Source organism: Rhodobacteraceae bacterium S2214, from assembly GCA_025141675.1.
GTDB lineage: Bacteria > Pseudomonadota > Alphaproteobacteria > Rhodobacterales > Rhodobacteraceae > Yoonia.
Genome location: CP081161.1, coordinates 823086 through 842239 on the forward strand (window position 1 = coordinate 823086; position 19154 = coordinate 842239).

Consider the following 19154-nt stretch of genomic DNA (forward strand, 5'->3'; position numbering starts at 1 on the left):
GCAGTGAAAACAAAAGGATTATTGAAATGGCTTTTTCCAAAATGGGCAATGTCTTGACCAAAGCGACGGGTGCGGTCGCGATTGTCATGCTGGCGGGTTGCTTGGGCGGCTCCAACGGGGGCACGACGCGTCTACCGCAAGATATCGTGGATGATCTGCCTGACGAAATCATCCCAATCGTTATCGAAAATGAAGACGAAATTCGCGACATCATCGATACGGAATTGGACGGTGATCTACAGGAACAAGCGGACGAGATTGTTGATCTCATCGTCGCAGTGACGACCACGACTGTTGCAGTGACCAGCGTAACAACAGCTGCCGCAACGGATTAAGGCATCGGGCCTGTCACCGCGTCACATAAAGCGCGGTGGCAGGCGTCGTCACGATATCATGCAGCTTGTTCAGAGGCGTCGGGGTGTGTGACGTCAATCGAAAAGGCCGGCACCCAATCGTGCAATTCGCGGTCCGGCAAAATCAGCGACGCAACGCTTTGCGTCGTACGCAAACATCCCCGACCAAACGGGTAAAGCACGTCTTCTGTCGGGTCGTTATGCGAACGTCGGGAATATGCGTAGTTAAGCTGACATCCCGCAGGCACCGGACCAGCACAGGTCAATGTCAAATGACCATCTGCGGTTGGGGTGATTGATTGGACGAAATCGGCGGCTTGGCCAGTGACCTCAAATCCATCGGTAAATCGCGGTGCAGGGACGCATTCGCGGTCAATGACGGTCGTTGCAGGGGTGCGTAGCTGCACGTGAATAGAACATCCGTCGGTGGTCGCCGATATCGGCGCGATAGGCGCGGGTGGCATTTGCCCATTGTGAATGCGGGCGGCGCATCGACCAACTTGTTCGCCTGTAAGCACTTTGCCAGTTGCATCCAAATGCGCGGAATCGAAAAGCGGCATCGCATAATTGGCGTTGGCAAACGCGGCATTCGGACGAATATCAGCGATATCTTTGATACCTAACCGGTTTTCCCACGCGTTTCCGTTGTGCATTGGTGCGGTACCGGACGCTTGGGTCAAAAGCCATGTCGTTGGTATGCCAAGATCATTTGCCGCGCCGTCTATGATGTCCATCATCTGGGTCAGCAGCGCGATGTATTCCGCGCGGGGCGTGTTGCGATCGGCCTCGCCGTGGTAAAACGGGATGAACATATGATCAATGGGTTGTCCCATTTCGTCCGCGGCAGCGGCCATCTGTTGAATATCCTCGATCATGCTCAACATCAAAATGGATGCTGTACCGTCATGTTCGCGAAAGATGCCTTCGATAACGCGGTCACGGTGGATCCGGCCGACAAGGGGTCTGCCACCTTTTGCACCGCTACGGACGATGACTTGGCCGATGTTGGCGTCTTTCACGTCGTGCAGAAAACGGACTGCGGTCGCGACACCGCTGGACTGGCATTTGGGGTCAAATCCATAAGACGGCACAAACCCGTCGATCACTTTGGTACGGGGGCGTCCCATGACACCGCGAAACCCGAAACCGTCATTCGGCAACACAATCCGGGAGTCATCCAAGATCGGCTGGTCGAATGCGGGTCCTGCGTTGTGACAATCGGCGTTGGATTGTCCGAAGGACATGAAAAGTATGCTGTGCGTCATAGCGCGATGTTAGGCCTGACATTTGGGGCATGAGTTAGGCGAAGATTTGAAAAAATCGGATGCGGATGTGGGGCTGCGGTTCAATACAGTAACACTTTTTCACCTTTCAGTTGTGTTGTGACCCGCGAATGGATATCCGACATCTGTTTACAAGTATTAAACTAACTGAATTTGGAATGTGTTTTGTTGAAACCTACGTTGGCGGCTATCTGCTTTTTTGCCTTGATCAGCTGTGGTGGCGCGCAAACAAATCCGGTGATTGATGACGTCGATGTGCCGACCGTTATCCGCATCGATGATACCCACACTCCGATAAGCCCCGAAGAACCGAATGTTGGGCAATCTCAGCCCGATCCTGTTGATAGGGTTCCGCCCGAATTGCCTACATTGGGTCTCGTCGCGGACGAAGATACCTCCGATTATTATTATCCAGTAGATGTCGAACCGGTCGCCGATACTGGGATTAGCGCCATCGTCTTTTCTGAATCCGGATTGATTGTCCTGCCGAAGACTTTGATCAATAATTCCCTGAATAATCCAGGCGCTATTCAGGATCTTTTGCTGCGTGGCCTAGGTGAAAACTTCCCTCAGGCCGCGAACTGGACCTTCCGTGCGCTCAATAACTCCGATGAAATCTCGTGGGTTCTGTGGTGGCGCTACGGGTTCTATGTGCCAAGCTATTCCCCATACGGCGTCATTGTTGTCGGCGACGAAGATGCGTTCTTAGGCCAACTTTACGAAGCCATCTTTGGTGATCCACTGGAACCCGACACCGGTACTTACGACATGATCTCTGACATCGTGACGGCAAGCTCTTCAGTCACCACAACCAGCAGCAGCCATTAACGCAGGCTTTTGGCGGCGTGACAGATCAAGAGTAGCGATTAAGCTGCTTTTGACTTGGCCTCATTGCGGACACCAATCGTAAAGCCGGGCACCCACCGTAGTAACTGTTCGCCGGGTAGAACAAGCGACGCACCAATCCATGCTTCACGCAAACAGCCGCGCCCGAAGGGGTAGGATGTGTCTTCTGTCGGATCAGCATGGGTGCGCGACGCGAATGCGTAGTTCAGTGTAAACTGCGCAGGCAGCGGACCGGCACAGGTCAGACGAAGTGCGCCGTCTTCTGACACTTCGACGGCCTCCACGAAATCCACCGCTTGCCCCATCACCTGAAAGCCAAAGTTGCATCTAGGCTGCGGAAAACGGGTGCGGTCGATCTCTAATTTAGGTGCGCCGCGGAACGTGACGGTAATTGTGTTATCCGATGCAGTCACGTGATCCGGACGGATGTGCGGCACATATCGGCCATTGTCGATTGCAGCGGCCTGCATCCCGATCAATTCACCTGCCATGACCTTGCTGCGGGCATTTAGGTGGGCGGCGTCAGCCAATTCGTATCCGTAATTTGCAATCACGCAGGACGCGTTTTCGCGCGTATCCGCAATATCTTGGATAGCCATCCGGTTCTGCCAGGCGTTGCCGGCATGGGTTGGCGACGTACCAGACGGTTGGGCCATTAACCAATGAACGGGCAGGTCCATATCGGCAAATGCCTGATCGACGTAGTCCATCATCGCGGTCAATTCCGCGAGATAGACCGCGTAGGGGGTGCCTTTGTCTGCTTCGCCATGCAAAAACGGGATCATCACACGGGAAACAGGGCGGCGTTTGCGTGCCGCGATGTCAATAATATCGCGGGCCTGTGATAGATAACTGTCGAGGATAAATGAAATTTCACCGGTCGCACTGCGGAAAATACCATCAATATCGCGGTCGCCCTTCTTGACCCCCAATAAGGCGCGTCCACCTTTGGCTCCGCTGCGAATAATCACCTGTTCGATGTCATGATCACGGCGATGCTTCAAATACCGGACCGCGGCAGGCAAAGCTAACGACTGGATGCGCATGTCCCGACCGTAGGCTTTTTGAAAGCCGGTCATCGGGCGTTTGGGCGCACGTCCGTGCGTGCCGCGAAAGCCATGACCATCGTTCGGGATCACGACACGGTCGTCGTCCAGAAAATCGCTGGTAAAGGCAGGACCAGCATCATGGTGGTCCGCGTTCGATTGGCCGTAAGGCATCATTAGTAAACTACTCGTCATAGGTGTTCAGATAAGACGGAACACAGCCTAGGGAAATACTGCCCCGACGGAAATGAAACGGGCAGGGCGCGAAACCGGCGGAATGTGACCTGCATGCAACCCCTACGAATTTGCACCGCGGCCCTTGCTATTAACGCAAACTCGGCCTATACGCCGCCTTGTCTAAGCGTCGAAACAGGCGCGGATATGAGACTCGAGCAGGGTTGGTTTGCGCCAGCCCTGTTGTTTTATGTTCGAAACAAACGTTTGGACCAAACCGAAACCCAAGACCGGCGGACACAACCGCTTGGCCCACACAGTACTAAACGTTAGGAAAACGACGCCTCATGGCTAACACAATGGAAGAGTTTGAAGCACTCTTGAACGAAAGCTTCGAAATGGACACACCGAGCGAAGGCTCAGTTGTCAAAGGCAAGGTTATCGCGATCGAAGCGGGCCAAGCTATCATCGACGTCGGCTACAAAATGGAAGGCCGCGTTGATCTGAAAGAATTCGCAAACCCTGGTGAAGAAGCTGAACTGGCTGCTGGCGACACTGTTGAAGTGTTCCTGCGTCAAGTTGAGAACGCCCGTGGCGAAGCTGTTATCTCTCGTGAGATGGCGCGCCGCGAAGAAGCTTGGGATCGTCTGGAAAAAGCATATGCTGACGAAGAGCGCGTCGATGGCGCAATCTTTGGCCGCGTAAAAGGTGGTTTCACTGTAGATCTGGGCGGCGCTGTTGCGTTCCTTCCGGGTTCTCAGGTTGACGTACGCCCAGTACGCGATGCGGGCCCATTGATGGGTCTTAAGCAGCCATTCCAGATTCTGAAAATGGACCGTCGTCGTGGCAACATCGTTGTATCCCGTCGTGCCATCCTCGAAGAATCACGTGCTGAACAGCGCGCTGAAGTCATCGGCAACCTGACTGAAGGTCAGGAAGTTGACGGCGTGGTTAAGAACATCACTGAATACGGTGCGTTCGTTGACCTCGGCGGCGTTGACGGCTTGCTGCACGTGACAGACATGGCTTGGCGCCGTGTGAACCACCCATCCGAGATCCTCACAATCGGTGAGACAATCAAGGTTCAGGTGATCAAGATCAACAAAGAGACACACCGTATCTCCCTCGGCATGAAGCAGCTGCAGGACGATCCGTGGAACGCTGTTGAAGCCAAGTACACAATGGAATCTGTCCACACTGGTCGCGTGACCAACATCACTGATTACGGCGCATTCGTTGAGCTGGAACCAGGTGTTGAAGGTCTTGTGCACGTTTCTGAAATGTCTTGGACAAAGAAAAACGTACACCCAGGCAAAATCGTTTCTACTTCGCAAGAAGTCGAAGTCATGGTTCTGGAAATCGATTCAGCCAAGCGTCGCGTTTCCCTTGGTCTCAAGCAGACACAGCGCAACCCATGGGAAGTCTTCGCAGAACAGTTCCCTGAGGGCACTGAAGTTGAAGGCGAAGTCAAAAACATCACCGAATTCGGTCTGTTTGTTGGCCTCGAAGGCGACATCGACGGCATGGTTCACCTGTCCGACCTGACATGGGAAGGCCGCGGCGAAGACGTCATCGGCGATTTCCGCAAGGGCGACATCGTGAAAGCTAAGGTTGCTGAAGTTGACGTTGAGAAAGAGCGCATCTCGCTCTCCATCAAAGCGCTCGACGGCGATCCATTCGCTGAAACAATCGGCGGCACTAAGCGCGGTTCGATCATCACTGTTGAAGTGACTAAGATCGAAGAAGGCGGCATCGAAGTTGACTATGAAGGCATGAAATCCTTCATCCGTCGTTCCGATCTGTCCCGTGACCGTGCAGAGCAGCGTCCAGAGCGTTTCGGCGTTGGTGACAAGGTCGACGTTCGCGTCACCAACATCGACTCCAAGACACGCAAACTGGGTCTGTCCATCAAAGCACGTGAAATTGCTGAAGAAAAAGAAGCAGTTGAGCAGTTCGGTTCTTCCGACTCCGGCGCTTCCTTGGGCGATATCCTTGGTGCAGCATTGAAGGGCGGCGACGAGTAATCGTTACCCCTTAAGACTTGAAGAAGGCCTCGCAAGCAATTGCGGGGCCTTTTTTGTGCGTAGCGTCAGGCGCCGGAACAATTGACTGGCTGGCAATCGTTGTTAGGTGTCTTGTCTGTCACAAGATCGGGGACCCAGATGACTTTACCAGATACGATGTTCGGCGTTGTAATGACGGGGCATGGCGGTCCCGAAATGCTGGATTGGCGCGATGATCTGCCAACACCAAAACCGGCAGCGGGCGACGTAGTCATCCGCGTGGCGGCCGCTGGCGTGAATAACACCGACATCAACACGCGTATCGGCTGGTATGCAAAAGAAGGCGCAGATGACGCATCTTGGTCCGACACACCGCTTGGTTTTCCCCGCGTGCAGGGCGCAGACGTCTGCGGCGATATCGTTGCGGTCGGTGCGGATGTTGATCCAGCACGGATCGGCGAACGGGTCCTGATCGAACCTTGTATCCACGTGGCAAATGGCGAAACAAAATCGCCGCCATGGTACTTCGGGTCCGAATGTGACGGCGGGTTTGCTGAATTTACCAAGGTCGACGCCCGTTACGCTCATCCCGTGAAAACGGACATGACCGATATCGAACTGGCGTCCTTCCCATGTTCCTACTCGACAGCTGAAAACATGCTGACACGTGCGGCTGTGAAATCAGGCGATACCGTTCTCGTAACCGGTGCATCCGGCGGCGTCGGGTCCGCAGCTGTGCAATTGGCCAAGGCGCGCGGGGCAGAGGTGATCGCAATCACGTCTGCTGCGAAGGCAGATGCGCTGAAAGAACTGGGTGCCAAACAGACGTTGGACCGCAAGGACGACCTGATCGCGACACTTGGCAAAGATGCCGTCGACGTTGTGATCGACCTTGTTGCGGGGCCGTCGTGGCCTGCGTTGCTTGATGTGTTACGCCCCAAAGGCCGGTATGCGGTTTCGGGTGCTATCGCGGGACCCATGGTCACACTGGATGTGCGGACGCTCTACCTGAAAGACCTCAGTTTCTTTGGCTGTACCGTGATCGAACCAGAGGTATTCGGGAATTTGGTCAAGCGGATCGAAAACGGGGACATCGCGCCATTGGTCGCGCAAACTTACCCATTGCGTGACATCGGTCAGGCGCAGGAAGACTTCCAAGACAAAGGCCACATCGGCAAATTCGTTCTGAACGTTTCTGGCTAGGTGGATCGCGCCCCGCCCGCAAAGGCGAGGCGCTGTTTCTTAGAACTTCATGTGCCCCATGGTGATCAGGTCAATCTTGAACTGTTGCGCATGATCCTGAGGCGGCAGACCAATGTCCGCCCGCATCCGGTCGCTCAAACCGTCAACGCCGGGCTGCTTTTCAACTGCAAGGTCTGGTGGGCGGGTTCGCTTGAACAGCCTTGCGACAGTTGCCAGAACCACCTTTTTGATGCCGAATTCGGCAACCAGATCGTCGATGATCTCTTGTGGCGTTGGTGTTTTGATAGGAAGTGCATTCATTGTCGTCACGTTTTCCGGTCGCGCACGAGCGAAACCGTTCCTTTACTGATGAAGATCCGGTCGGCAAACGGCAGACAAACTGCGGCAGCCAATAAGGGGATCAAATTGTTAAGTTTTGGGATGGGATGGCACGAAATGCCGATGCGGCTTTAAGCGCGAGAACCTGCGCCTGACGGAGTCATAGCCACTGCAAAATTCGCCCAAAGGGTATGTAAGCGTTCGAAATTATACATGCGATACCCTCCTTAGGTTGTGTGGTTGCAGTGCGGTATGCGTAGTGGAGGAGCGGATTCGATCAAGGGTCTCAGTTCGATCAATCGCATGACCCATCCGTATTGTTGCCAAAATGCAACAATCCAGACATCCCAAAACCACGACGAAATCGGCAGGGGCATTCCCCGAAACACTGTTCCAGACCGGCGAATCGGGGACGTATGCGCCAACGTGACTTGCCTTATGATGCTCAAAACACCGGAAAATATTTTATTTGATGTGGCTCAGGCAGGGCTGAACCCGCCAATCAGGTGTATTTTCATACAATTTCCCCGCGTCGGTGTATTCCGTGAACAGAATTTTGCGGCTACAGTCATCGGAAAGCAGGAATAGACCTGCGGATACTGCCTGACTGCCTTTGGGGGGCCACTGCCATGATCCGATCCGAATTGATCCAAAAGATCGCTGACGAAAATCCGCATCTTTACCAACGTGATGTCGAAAAAATTGTGAATACAATTTTCGAAGAAATCACTGATGCGATGTCTAATGGCGATCGGGTCGAACTGCGCGGATTTGGCGCATTTTCGGTAAAGAAACGTGATCAGAGAATAGGCCGGAACCCTCGTACCGGTGAATCGGTTGAGGTAGAAGAAAAGCACGTGCCTTTCTTTAAGACCGGTAAACTCCTGCGCGACCGTCTCAACGGCGGCTGAAAGTAAACAACTGATGAAAACGATCCGTTATGCCTTTTGGGCACTCGTTGCCCTTGTTCTGATCCTTGTTGGGCTGGCCAACCGTGACTTTGTGACGGTCCGCGCGATGCCGCCAGCGCTGGCTGATATGTTGGCGATATCGCCAGACGTATCGCTGCCGATGTTCATCATCATTTTCGTCAGCGTCGGCGTTGGTCTTTTGATCGGTTTCTTCTGGGAATGGATCCGCGAACACCGCATTCGTGTCGAAGGCCGCAAGAAGGCCCGCGAAGTGCACCAGCTGAAGCGCGAAGTTGATACGCTGAAAACGGAAAAAGCGGGCGGCAATCAAGATGATGTGCTTGCTCTGCTCGAAGGTCCGACCGGCAAAGCCTGATGCCTACTGACACCCGTGTTAAGATTTGCGGCCTGCGCGATCAGGCCATGATGGATGCTGCCGTATCGGCAGGGGCCCATTACGTGGGGCTTGTTTTCTTTCCGAAATCGCCGCGCAACGTCAGCATCGCCCAAGCCGCACCATTAGCGCAATCCGCGCCCATCGGAATTGCGAAGGTGGGGTTGGTCGTGAACCCTGACAATGCCTTGCTCGATGCGATCCTTGCGGATGTGCCGCTTGATGTCCTGCAACTTCACGGGTCTGAAACGCCAGAACGTGTTGCAGAAGTGCGCGCGCGTTATGGTCTGCCAGTCATGAAAGCGGTTGGCGTTGCTGATGCTGACGATCTGCCTGCGCTCGATGATTACGCACTGGCCGCCGACATGTTGCTTGTCGATGCAAAGCCGCCGAAAAACTCTGATTTGCCGGGCGGTAATGGCCTGTCGTTTGACTGGACCCTAATTGCGAACCGCAGGTGGCCGACGCCATGGATGCTTGCTGGCGGGTTAACACCTGACAATGTGTCCGAAGCAGTGGCGCTGACCAAAGCGCCACAAGTTGATGTGTCATCGGGTGTGGAAACGGCACCGGGCGAAAAATCAGCCGACCTAATCAACGCATTTGTTGCAGCAGCTACTCGCTGATCTCGTCGACTGCATAATCACGCAAAACATCAATCGGCACGATTTCTAACGCACGCACGTGCGTCGCATGAAGGTTCACGCGCGGCGCGCAGCCTTCTTCGTGGGCTTGCAGGAAACGCGACGCACACAGGCACCAGCCATCTCCAGCCTTCAACCCTGCAAAGCCGAATTCAGGGCGCGGGGTGCTCAGGTCGTTGCCCACATATTTGGAAAACGCGAGAAATTCGTCGGTCATCACAGCGCAAACTGTGTGGCTGCCCTGATCTGCAGCGCAGGTGTCACAGGCGCCATTGCGAAAATAACCCGTCACGGGATCAAGCGAACAGGTCTGCAACGTGCTGCCAAGGACGTTGAATGACGGATCTTTTTCCATATCAGTCTAGGCTTTCTGCGATGGCGCGGAACATGTCTTCGTTTTGACGGTTCACGCCTGCGAAACGGAAATTGCGGTCACTGGCATTCAATACAATGACAACGTTCCTTGGTTGGTCGATGTAGATGTACTGACCGTAAATGCCACGCGCCATGAACTGGCCCGAGGTCGCGCCCACAGGAATCCACCACTGATAGCCATATCCGGTATTTCCGGGTGCGGTATTCGCAGATGGCACGGTAGAGGCGGCGATCCAGTCAGCAGGGACAATTTGCTGGCCCTGCCACTGACCATTCTGCGCAATCATTTGTCCAAAGCGGGCATAATCACGTGTCGTGATATTCAGGCCACCCAAGACAAATGCCACGTCGTAACCGTCGACCAGGTAAGTCGGCTCAGCCTCGAACCCAAGCGGCGCGATTATCTTTTCGCTCAACAGGTCAGGGATCGTGCGACCGGTGGCACCACGGATCACCATGCCCAAAATATGGGTATCAATCGACACATATTGCCATTGCTGACCTGCGGGCGCAAAGGTTTCGGTCAACCCCTCAGCAAACCCGTCCATCGATCCACCTAGCGCAAGGATACGCCCCATGCGGTTAATATCGCTGCTGAATTTCAGGTAATCTTCGTCAAAGGTGACGCCGGATGACATTTGCAAAACGTCTTTGATCGTCGCGCCGTCGTATGCTGAACCGATCAAGCTTGGCGCAAACTGGGTGACCGGCGCATCAATGGTTTCGATCGTGCCTTCATCCACCAACACGCCCATTAAAGCTGAAAGAAAGCTTTTTGCGACGGACCACGAAATCCGCAAATCGTTCGCATCGGTGTCTTGGTGGTAATCCTCGAACACCACTTGCCCGTTTTTGAGAACAAGCAGGGCGGTGACGTTGCGGTCTGTGATGAACGCATCGATTTCGGCAGGCAGCGTGGCTGTCGATCCTGTGGGCAGTTCACTGACAGGCCCTTCGCCGCGCGATACGGGCACTGTCAGAAATGCAGCGCCCATATTCGAGAAATTGTTGGTGATGTCGTCTTCTGAAAACAGACTTTGAACGGCCATCAAACGACCGATTTCTTCGTATTTTACGGCGCAGCCCGCCAATGCTGCCAGAACAACTGCGGCGGCGATGCGAGGATACGTCATTTGAAACGATCCATCAGCTTTTGCATTTGGGTGCGGGTGTCTTCGGGTTCCGGCGCGGGGGCGGGCTTGGCCTTCTCTGGCTTGGGTTTTGTTGTGGACGACCGCGGTGGGGCGACGCGCAAGGCAACCGCATTCAGGAACTTGCCACTGTCGCCCGCAACCAGATGATCAATACCGTCGGAAATGCCGCGCATTTCATCGTCCAACCAATCCTGATCAGCCTTGGCAAAGTCACGCAGCACAAAGCCGGGCACCGCGTCTTTATGACCCGGGTGCCCAACGCCAAGCCGAACACGGTCATAGTCAGGACCGATGTGGCTATGGATCGACCGCAATCCGTTATGGCCCGCGTGTCCACCACCCGTTTTGACGCGCACTTTTGCAGGGGCCAGATCAATTTCGTCGTGAAAGACGATCACATCCGCAGGGTCGAGCTTGTGAAACCGCATGGCTTCACCGACCGATTGACCGGACAGGTTCATAAAGGTTTCAGGCTTCAGCAGGATAACCTTGTCGCTTCCGAACCGCCCCTCAGAGACTTGACCCTGAAATTTCGACCGCCACGGGCTAAACCCGTGATCAGATGCAATGCGATCCAGCGCCATAAACCCGATGTTATGACGGTTGCCTGCGTATTTTGTGCCGGGATTACCAAGGCCTACGATAAGTTTCATGCAGGTATCCTAATGATGCAATGCGGGGGCCTCAAGCGACCTCTCACGTGACGCGGCGGCGGCGGGAATTTCGAAAACGCCAAAGAAACAAAAAGGGCGCCCGCATAGGGACGCCCTTTGAAATCGTAAAAGTCGGAAAGATTACTCTTCGCCGCCCTCAGCTGCTGCTTCTGGTGCTTCAGCTTCGCCTTCTTCTTCGTCGTCCGCGCTAACAGTCTTAGGCGCAGAAATCGCAGCGATTGTGAATTCACGGTCGATAACCGGCTTGGAACCTTCTGGCCAAGTCACGCTATCGGATGTGATCACGTCGCCGATGTTGGCTTCGGACAGATCGATGTCGATGCTTTCCGGAATGTTGTTGGCTGTCACGCGCAGCTCAATCTCAGTCCGGTTGATTGTCAGCATGCCGCCAGCAGGGGCGTAAGGTGCGTTTTCTGCGTTGATGAAGTTAACACCAACAAACAGGTTCACCTTAGATGTCTGACGCAGACGCATGAAATCAACGTGGATCGGCAGATCCTTAACAACGTCACGCTGAACGCCACGGCAGATGACGCGGACGTCTTCTTGACCTTCGACTTTCAGGTTGAACAAAGTCGCCAAGAAGCGACCTTTGCGCAGACGTGTCAGCAGTTTGTTGAAGTCGAGGTTGATCGCAACAGGATCAGCACCGCCACCATAAACAACACCAGGCACCATGCCTTCGCGACGTGCTGAGCGGGCGGCCCCCTTGCCTGTCCCCGCGCGAGCCGTAGCTTCGAGATCTGGAATGTTTCCAGCCATAAGAATTCTCCAAAGTAATAATGGGACCGCCCTCCAAGGGTGTGCGATCCGGTGAAGCCTGCCTATTAGGGGGGAATCGCCTGCTTGGGAAGGGGTTTTTGACCCAAAATGCAGAAGAATGGGTGTGGTGTCGCATATGCCCGCAGTCATTTCATCTTGATCATTGGGATGAGTGGTGCGAACGGTTCCGTTATGTCAATTTTGTCAGCCTTGCGTATCTCGCGCCGCCCTGCTGCGGCCTTTGTCATTGTCGGCCTCTTTTGGGGGTGTTTTGCGGCATATGTGCCTGTGTTGAAAGACCAGCTTGGCGCAAGTGACGGGTTGTTCGGGATACTTTTGTTAGGATCGGCGACTGGCCTTGTGTCATCCATGTGGATCGCGCCGCGTGCGGACCGCATTTTGGGATCGCGCAGTATGCAGGTCGGTGCGGTGATGCTGGCCTGTATCTGGTTGGTGCCGGGCGAAATCAGCACGCCAATCTATTTCGCCTTTGCATTGGGTTTTGTCGGGCTGGCATCGGGGTTGCTGGACGTGGTGATGAACGCGCGGGTGTCCGAATTGGAAGCCGCGCATAACAGGTCCTTGATGAACGCCAATCACGCAATGTTTTCGGTGGCATATGCGGTGTCGGCCGTCATCACCGGTATCGCCCGCGAAGCAGGCATGCCGCCCACACCCGTCTTTGCGGGTTTCGGGGTGGTGGCCATTCTGCTGGTGCCGATGTTGAACATGGAAATAGCCGACGTCGAAGCCGATGACGGCACCCAAGGCAAATACCCGCTTTGGCCTATCATGCTGTGCGGCGCGATTGTTTTGGTGGCCTTCATGTCCGAAGCCACAGTCGAAGCATGGTCCGCCCTGCACGTCGAACGCACGCTTGGTGGCGGTGCGGCCGAAGGCGCGCTTGGCCCCGCAATGCTTGGCATCACGATGGCCGTCGGTCGGTTCTCGGGGCAGGCGGTGTCGGAACGGTTCCGTGAAACGCAGGTCGTGCTCATCGCGTCTATGGTTTCCGCGGCAGGGGCGATCATCGCAGCAACCGCAGCGTCACCTTGGATGGCTTACGTGGGTTTTGGCACGCTAGGCCTTGGTGTGTCGGTGATCGGACCAATGGGGCTTGCCTTGATCGGCAAAGTCGTCCCGCCACACCTGCGGACCGAAGCGATCAGCCGCTGTGCGGTCATCGGCTTTTCAGGTTTCTTCTTTGCCCCGATGGTCATGGGGCTGATCTCGGAAAGCTACGGGCTGCGGGTCGCTTTCGCCTGCGTGGCGCTGCTGTTGATATCCGCAGCACCACTGGCGTTGTTGGCATCCCGCCTGCCAAAATATGCGAAAAAGACCTAAGTCCAGTCGCCTGCAAAATCCTTCGGGACAAGCAGTGTGTCACGATCAACTGTATTGATATCGCGGTGCCCGCATAGGGCCATTGTCAGGTCCAGTTCCTTGTGGATCACCTCAAGCGCCTTGGTCACACCAGCTTCGCCCATCGCGCCCAAACCATGCACAAAGGCACGGCCGATGTAGGTGCCCTTCGCGCCCAAAGCCATGGCTTTCAAAACGTCCTGACCCGACCGGATACCGCTATCGAGATGGACCTCAATCTTGTCGCCCACAGCGTCGACGATTTGTTCCAGCATCCGGATGGACGACAACGCACCGTCCAACTGCCGACCACCGTGGTTCGAGACGATGATCGCATCGGCGCCAATCTCAACGGCCTTCTTCGCGTCTTCAACGTCCAGAATACCTTTCAGGATCACAGGTCCGTCCCACATCTTACGCAGTTCCGCGACACGGGCCCAATCCAGCGACTGATCAAAGGAATCGGCGGTCCACGTGCTAAGCGACGACGGGTCTGTCACTTCCTTCGCGTGACCGACAATGTTGCCGAAGAAACGGCGCTTGGTCTGCAACATCTCGATCCCCCACGACCATTTCGTCGCGAGGTCCGCGATGGTCTTGGCCGTAAACTTTGGCGGGGCGGTCAGGCCGTTCTTCAGGTCTTTGTGGCGCTGGCCCAAAATTTGCAGATCGAGCGTGATCATGATGGCAGAACATTTTGCGTCCTTCGCGCGGGCCATCAAACGGGTCATGAAATCATCGTCTCTTAGGGTGTAGACTTGAAACCAGAACGGTTTTTCCGTGTTCTCGGCGACATCTTCAATCGAACAAATGGACATCGTCGACAGTGTGAACGGAACGCCGAACTTTTCAGCGGCCTTCGCGGCTTTGATTTCACCATCGGCGCATTGCATGCCAGTCAACCCGACAGGGGCAAGCCCCACAGGCATTGCAACATCCTGACCAATCATCGTGGTTTTCGTGGTCCGATCGGCCATATCGACAGCCACACGTTGACGCAGCCTGATCTTTTCGAAGTCGGTCGTATTTTCGCGGAACGTCTGTTCTGTCCAACTGCCGCTTTCGGCGTAATCATAGAACATCTTCGGGGTGCGACGTTTGTGCATACGCTTTAGGTCTTGGATGTTCGTAATCACGGGCATTGGGATATTCCTCAAATTGGTGCATATTTCTTACCAATCAGGCATGGTTCTGGCAATACCCCAAACCACAGCCCTGCTAGTCGCTGTTAAACATCCACCCAACGCCAAACCGATCCCGACAAATTCCAAACGCACTGGCCCAGAACGTTGGCGCGAGCGGCATGATCACCGCGCCACCCTCGGACAGAATTTCGAATGCGGTCTTCGCTTCTTCCAACGTGTCCCAATTTGTCTGAATGTTGAAACCGTGATGGCCCGGAAACGGATCGTTGCCCATCGTGTCGGACACCATAATGACCTGTCCGCCGAACCGGACTTGACCATGCGCCAGCCGCGCGCCGACCTCTGGCGGGAACTTTCCCTCGGATTCGGGCATCTCGTCGAACCGTTGGACTTCCGCCAATTCACCGCCCAAGGCGTGGGCATAAAGCGTCAAGGCGTCACGCGCGGTTCCGTCGAACGTCAGGTATGGGCACATTTTCATCGCTTTTCCTCCTGTAATGATGTGATCGTAACATAAGTCTGGCTTGCAGCGCACAGCGTTGCTGCCTAGAAGCGCGGGAACGCAAAACCGGAGAGTGCTGCAATGGGTTTCAAAATGGGTATCGTGGGTCTGCCAAACGTTGGCAAATCGACCCTGTTTAACGCGCTGACAAAAACAGCAGCGGCGCAGGCGGCGAACTTTCCGTTCTGCACAATCGAACCAAACGTCGGTGACGTGGCTGTGCCTGATGCGCGGCTCGACACGCTGGCAGGGATCGCAGGGTCCAAGCAAATCATCCCGACACGGATGACGTTTGTCGACATCGCAGGCCTCGTCAAAGGCGCGTCCAAAGGCGAAGGGTTGGGTAACCAGTTCCTCGCGAACATCCGTGAATGTGACGCAATCGCCCACGTGCTGCGCTGTTTTGAAGACGACGACATCACCCACGTCGAAGGCCGTGTTGATCCGGTCGAAGATGCGGACGTAATCGAAACCGAGCTGATGCTCGCCGATCTCGAAAGCATCGAAAAGCGTCTGCAAAACCTGACCCGCAAGGTACGCGGTGGCGACAAAGAAGCTGTCGATCAGGTGCGTCTGCTCGAACTCGCAAAAGCAGCGATTGAAGACGGCAAACCTGCGCGGACTGTGCAGATCGACGAAGACGACGCAAAGCAGTGGAAAATGCTACAACTGCTGACCACCAAGCCGGTTCTATACGTCTGCAACGTCGAAGAAGACAAAGCAGGCACAGGCAACAGCCAATCTGACCGCGTCGGCGAAATGGCCGCGAAGCAGGGCAATTCCCACGTCGTGATCTCTGCACGGATCGAAGAAGAGATTTCCCAGCTCGAAACTGACGAGGCAGAAATGTTCCTCGGCGAAATGGGTCTGGAAGAAGCCGGTCTCGACCGTCTGATCCGCGCAGGTTACGAATTGCTGCACCTTCAGACATACTTCACCGTCGGTCCGAAAGAAGCACGCGCATGGACCATCAAAGAAGGCACATCCGCACCGCAAGCCGCAGGTGTCATTCACGGTGATTTCGAACGTGGCTTTATCCGCGCTGAAACCATCGCCTACGACGACTTCGTGACATTGGGCGGCGAACAACCGTCAAAAGAAGCGGGCAAAATGCGGGCAGAGGGCAAAGGCTACATCGTCAAAGACGGCGACGTGCTGCACTTCTTGTTCAACACCTAAAACGGTCTATTCCGCTGCGATGTCGGACCCTTCGGCACGTATGGTTTCAGTGATATGCATGACAGACGGGGCGCTTTGCAAAAGGTGCCCCGTTGCTGTTTTCAGATCCGCGATAAACGCAGCTTCTGCTGTTTCCCGATCCGCATCTGGCAGGCGCAATAGGTGCGATGGGTGCACCGTCAGGAACACTGGCAGGCCATCGGTGCCCATCTCAACGGTACCGCGCCGCCGCGTGATGTCTTTCCCGTTGCCCGTCGTGGCCCGCGCGGCGGATGCCCCCATCGCAATGATCAGTTTAGGTTTCACCAACGCCACCTCTGACCGCAGCCACCACGCGCAATGGTCCACCTCTGACGTCGTGGGGTTCACGTGCAACCGACGTTTCGCGGTCGGTTTGAATTTGAAATGTTTGACAGCGTTCGTGATGTAAGCGGCGTCAGGATCAAGGCCCGCTTGCGCTGCCAAGCTGCGAAAGAGCTGGCCGGCAGGCCCCACAAACGGCAAACCTTGCATGTCTTCGTGATCACCGGGCTGTTCGCCGACAATCATCAGCGCAGCATCACGCGGACCGCTGCCTTTCACGACCTGCGTCGCAGGGGCATGCAGCGGGCAACGGGTGCAGCCGTTCAGATCGGCGTCCAACATATTCCAGCTTGCTGGCTGTGCGGATTGCATCAACTGTTCGCGGATCGCCGCCATCCGTTCAGGGGGCAGGGTCGGGGCCGCATCCTGCATCTTGCGCACCTTTTCTTCGGCGTCCGCGATCAGCCCAGGAATGAACTGCGTTTCCGGCATGTTCTTCCAGTATTTCTTGGGCATCTCAGACGTCATCGCGCTGATCTTGACGCGTGCGGGATTGAAGATGTTGCAGAAATAGGTGCCCCAAAGGTCCTCGGCACCATCCTCTGGCAGCTCGGGCTTTTCATCACCGGGGTGCAGCGTCAATTTACCGTTCGTGAACTTCGCGGTGACCGATGGCGTCACGATCATCCAGTCCATATCGCCAAAGCGGCGCACAAAAAACTGGGCGGTCGGTTCCATCGTGTGATGCGTGGGTTCAAACCACGCGCCAAAGCTGCGGCGCGGCCCATCGCTGCGCAGATCACGGAACCGCACGAAAGCCTTCATCTTATGCTGACACCGCCGCACGGCTTTTTCCATCTGGCGCAGTTTGGCCAGATCAGGATCGGCGCGATCCGCCATCAGACCAGGGGTATCCTTCAGCCGCCACAACAGCGCGTAAAGACGGGCAAACCGCTGCGGGTCCTTATGCCAGACGACAACATTGGCAAGCTCGACAAAGTCCTTCGACACTTTCACCGCGCGACGCGGCGCGGGCAGATCTGCCGTGCTTTCAAACAGTTGCGGCGCCTGCCCGTCGAAATCCCACAGCACGTCATCCGGTTTCACACGGGCCGCCAGCAACCGCCGCGCCGCATCGCGCCACGCGGTATCCGTGCCAATCATCGGGATCGAAATCGTATGCATTATAGTAACGTCAGTTGTTCCGGTGGCGGGGCGTAACGGGCGCGCAGGTTCGCCGCATCTGTCATCGCACCCGGTGTCCACCCCAATGCGGTGATGAATGGCTGCGCCTTTTTCACCGATGCGCCCAAACGCAACAGGTCTTCGTAGCGCAACGTCCGTTGGCGGCGGGTCTGCAGAATGCGGCCCACGGTTTTGGTCCCGAAACCCGGTACGCGCAACAACATCTCGCGGGATGTGGTATTCACGTCCACAGGAAACAAGGCGCGGTTTTGCAAGGCCCACGCCAGTTTCGGATCAATCTCAAGATCGAGGTTCCCATCACTGCGCGCCGCCGTAATCTCACCCACATCAAACCCGTAAAACCGCAGCAACCAATCCGCCTGATACAGCCTGTGTTCGCGGATCAACGGCGGTTTTACCAGGGGCAGTTTTGCGGTGGCATCAGGGATCGGGGAAAAAGCTGAATAATAGACGCGACGCAATTTGTAGCCCCGATACAGTGATGTCGATTGGCCCAAAATCGTCGCATCCGTCGATTGATCCGCCCCCACGATCATCTGCGTCGACTGACCGGCAGGCGCAAATTTTGTCGGACGTTTCCCGCGATAAGACCGATCCTTTTGCGCGGCCCGCTTGTCAGAAACCTTGCCCATCGCCCGCCGGATCGTCGCTGGTGATTTTTCTGGGGCATAGGCCTGCACGGCCCGATCCGTCGGCAGTTCCACATTGATCGACAAACGGTCCGCATAAAGCCCAGCCTGATCAATCAGCGCCTGATCGGCATCGGGGATCGTTTTAAGGTGAATATAGCCTTTAAACCCTTCGTCCTGACGCAGCCGTCGGGCAATTTCGACCATATCTTCCATCGTCTTATCGGGGTTCTGGATCACGCCAGACGACAAAAACAGTCCTTCGATGTAATTGCGCCGGTAGAACTCGATCGTCAGTTGGACGACTTCATCCGGCGTGAAACGGGCGCGCTGCACATTCGACGAAACACGGTTAATGCAATACGCACAATCGTAGATGCAGAAGTTCGTCATCAGGATTTTCAGCAGACTGATGCAGCGCCCATCAGGGGCATAAGAATGGCAAATGCCGGACCCTTCGGTAGAGCCAAGCCCGCCTTTCGTGCTGTCACGACGGGTCGTGCCGCTCGACGCACAAGACGCATCGTAACGGGCCGCATCGCTGAGAATCGCGAGTTTCTTTTGGAGATCAAGTTGCGCCATTTGTTCATGTTATGTTCTCGTCGCGTGGAGGGCAAGAACAAGAACGCAGGCGAGGCAATTTAGCACAGTCAATTCAAACGGATCTGGGTGGCTTGGCGGCCTGCGC

The 19154-nt window shown here is 55.5% G+C and carries 20 protein-coding genes; 9 read left to right on the top strand and 11 right to left on the bottom strand.

The genetic code is table 11. The features are described from left to right. The first annotated feature begins 26 nt into the window (after positions 1 to 26). The gene (locus K3729_04025; GenBank protein UWQ99960.1) at positions 27 to 335 is read left to right on the top strand and encodes a hypothetical protein; all 309 of its coding nucleotides are present in this window, start codon (positions 27 to 29) and stop codon (positions 333 to 335) included. Between the two features lie 56 nt (positions 336 to 391). On the opposite strand, the gene K3729_04030 is transcribed toward K3729_04025, so the two are convergent. Further along, entirely contained in the window at positions 392 to 1597 is a 1206-nt protein-coding gene (locus K3729_04030; protein ID UWQ99961.1) for a hypothetical protein, read from the bottom strand. Between the two features lie 204 nt (positions 1598 to 1801). Here K3729_04030 and K3729_04035 point away from each other — a divergent pair, with 204 nt between their 5' ends. Beyond that, positions 1802 to 2464 carry a hypothetical protein gene (locus K3729_04035; protein UWQ99962.1) on the top strand — a complete coding sequence of 221 codons (663 nt, stop codon included), beginning with the start codon at positions 1802 to 1804 and terminating at the stop codon, positions 2462 to 2464. 38 nt (positions 2465 to 2502) lie between these two features. Here the strand turns inward: K3729_04035 and K3729_04040 are convergent, their stop codons facing one another. Beyond that, on the bottom strand, positions 2503 to 3723 hold the full coding sequence (locus K3729_04040; protein ID UWQ99963.1) for a hypothetical protein: 1221 nt from the start codon (positions 3721 to 3723) through the stop codon (positions 2503 to 2505). Between the two features lie 338 nt (positions 3724 to 4061). Between K3729_04040 and rpsA the strand changes: the two genes are divergently transcribed. Both rpsA and K3729_04050 read left to right on the top strand, forming a co-directional pair. Then, a complete protein-coding gene (gene rpsA / locus K3729_04045; protein ID UWR00936.1) occupies positions 4062 to 5726 on the top strand; it encodes a 30S ribosomal protein S1 in 1665 nt (554 codons plus the stop codon). A gap of 138 nt (positions 5727 to 5864) precedes the next feature. Further along, entirely contained in the window at positions 5865 to 6908 is a 1044-nt protein-coding gene (locus K3729_04050; GenBank protein ID UWQ99964.1) for an alcohol dehydrogenase family protein, read from the top strand. A gap of 39 nt (positions 6909 to 6947) precedes the next feature. Here K3729_04050 and K3729_04055 read toward each other — a convergent pair whose 3' ends face one another. Continuing rightward, positions 6948 to 7208 carry a hypothetical protein gene (locus K3729_04055; protein ID UWQ99965.1) on the bottom strand — a complete coding sequence of 87 codons (261 nt, stop codon included), beginning with the start codon at positions 7206 to 7208 and terminating at the stop codon, positions 6948 to 6950. Positions 7209 to 7855: 647 nt separating this feature from the next. Between K3729_04055 and ihfB the strand changes: the two genes are divergently transcribed. Genes ihfB through K3729_04070 form a run of 3 tightly spaced genes read left to right on the top strand, consistent with a single transcriptional unit; the run spans position 7856 to position 9157 of the window. Next, on the top strand, positions 7856 to 8137 hold the full coding sequence (gene ihfB, locus K3729_04060) for an integration host factor subunit beta (GenBank protein UWQ99966.1): 282 nt from the start codon (positions 7856 to 7858) through the stop codon (positions 8135 to 8137). A 13-nt stretch (positions 8138 to 8150) separates the two neighbouring features. Beyond that, a complete protein-coding gene (locus K3729_04065; GenBank protein ID UWQ99967.1) occupies positions 8151 to 8513 on the top strand; it encodes a LapA family protein in 363 nt (120 codons plus the stop codon). Then, a complete protein-coding gene (locus K3729_04070) occupies positions 8513 to 9157 on the top strand; it encodes a phosphoribosylanthranilate isomerase (GenBank protein ID UWQ99968.1) in 645 nt (214 codons plus the stop codon). Before K3729_04065 ends, K3729_04070 begins: the two co-directional genes overlap by 1 nt. Here the strand turns inward: K3729_04070 and K3729_04075 are convergent. The 4 genes from K3729_04075 to K3729_04090 all read right to left on the bottom strand — a co-directional run bounded on the left by K3729_04075 (position 9147) and on the right by K3729_04090 (position 12140). Continuing rightward, positions 9147 to 9530 (bottom strand): DUF2237 domain-containing protein, encoded by a 384-nt coding sequence (locus tag K3729_04075; protein ID UWQ99969.1) that lies wholly within the window; start codon positions 9528 to 9530, stop codon positions 9147 to 9149. The genes K3729_04070 and K3729_04075 overlap by 11 nt on opposite strands. Position 9531: 1 nt before the next feature. Beyond that, the gene (locus tag K3729_04080; protein ID UWQ99970.1) at positions 9532 to 10683 is read right to left on the bottom strand and encodes a beta-lactamase family protein; all 1152 of its coding nucleotides are present in this window, start codon (positions 10681 to 10683) and stop codon (positions 9532 to 9534) included. Continuing rightward, the gene (gene pth, locus K3729_04085; GenBank protein ID UWQ99971.1) at positions 10680 to 11357 is read right to left on the bottom strand and encodes an aminoacyl-tRNA hydrolase; all 678 of its coding nucleotides are present in this window, start codon (positions 11355 to 11357) and stop codon (positions 10680 to 10682) included. The genes K3729_04080 and pth overlap by 4 nt, the downstream gene beginning before the upstream one ends. Before the next feature lie 141 nt (positions 11358 to 11498). Beyond that, positions 11499 to 12140 (bottom strand): 50S ribosomal protein L25/general stress protein Ctc, encoded by a 642-nt coding sequence (locus tag K3729_04090; GenBank protein UWQ99972.1) that lies wholly within the window; start codon positions 12138 to 12140, stop codon positions 11499 to 11501. 192 nt (positions 12141 to 12332) lie between these two features. Here K3729_04090 and K3729_04095 point away from each other — a divergent pair, with 192 nt between their 5' ends. Next, positions 12333 to 13484: an MFS transporter gene (locus K3729_04095; protein UWQ99973.1), complete on the top strand. Its 1152-nt coding sequence runs from the start codon at positions 12333 to 12335 to the stop codon at positions 13482 to 13484. Here the strand turns inward: K3729_04095 and K3729_04100 are convergent. Beyond that, positions 13481 to 14644 (bottom strand): alpha-hydroxy-acid oxidizing protein, encoded by a 1164-nt coding sequence (locus tag K3729_04100; protein UWQ99974.1) that lies wholly within the window; start codon positions 14642 to 14644, stop codon positions 13481 to 13483. The genes K3729_04095 and K3729_04100 overlap by 4 nt on opposite strands. Positions 14645 to 14720: 76 nt before the next feature. After that, positions 14721 to 15128: a VOC family protein gene (locus K3729_04105; GenBank protein UWQ99975.1), complete on the bottom strand. Its 408-nt coding sequence runs from the start codon at positions 15126 to 15128 to the stop codon at positions 14721 to 14723. A gap of 102 nt (positions 15129 to 15230) precedes the next feature. On the opposite strand from K3729_04105, the gene ychF reads away from it, so the two are divergent. Next, on the top strand, positions 15231 to 16328 hold the full coding sequence (ychF, locus tag K3729_04110; GenBank protein UWQ99976.1) for a redox-regulated ATPase YchF: 1098 nt from the start codon (positions 15231 to 15233) through the stop codon (positions 16326 to 16328). Positions 16329 to 16334: 6 nt separating this feature from the next. Here the strand turns inward: ychF and K3729_04115 are convergent, their stop codons facing one another. Both K3729_04115 and K3729_04120 read right to left on the bottom strand, forming a co-directional pair. Then, on the bottom strand, positions 16335 to 17816 hold the full coding sequence (locus K3729_04115; protein UWQ99977.1) for a UdgX family uracil-DNA binding protein: 1482 nt from the start codon (positions 17814 to 17816) through the stop codon (positions 16335 to 16337). Then, on the bottom strand, positions 17816 to 19048 hold the full coding sequence (locus K3729_04120; GenBank protein UWQ99978.1) for a putative DNA modification/repair radical SAM protein: 1233 nt from the start codon (positions 19046 to 19048) through the stop codon (positions 17816 to 17818). Before K3729_04120 ends, K3729_04115 begins: the two co-directional genes overlap by 1 nt. Between the last annotated feature and the right edge of the window lie 106 nt (positions 19049 to 19154).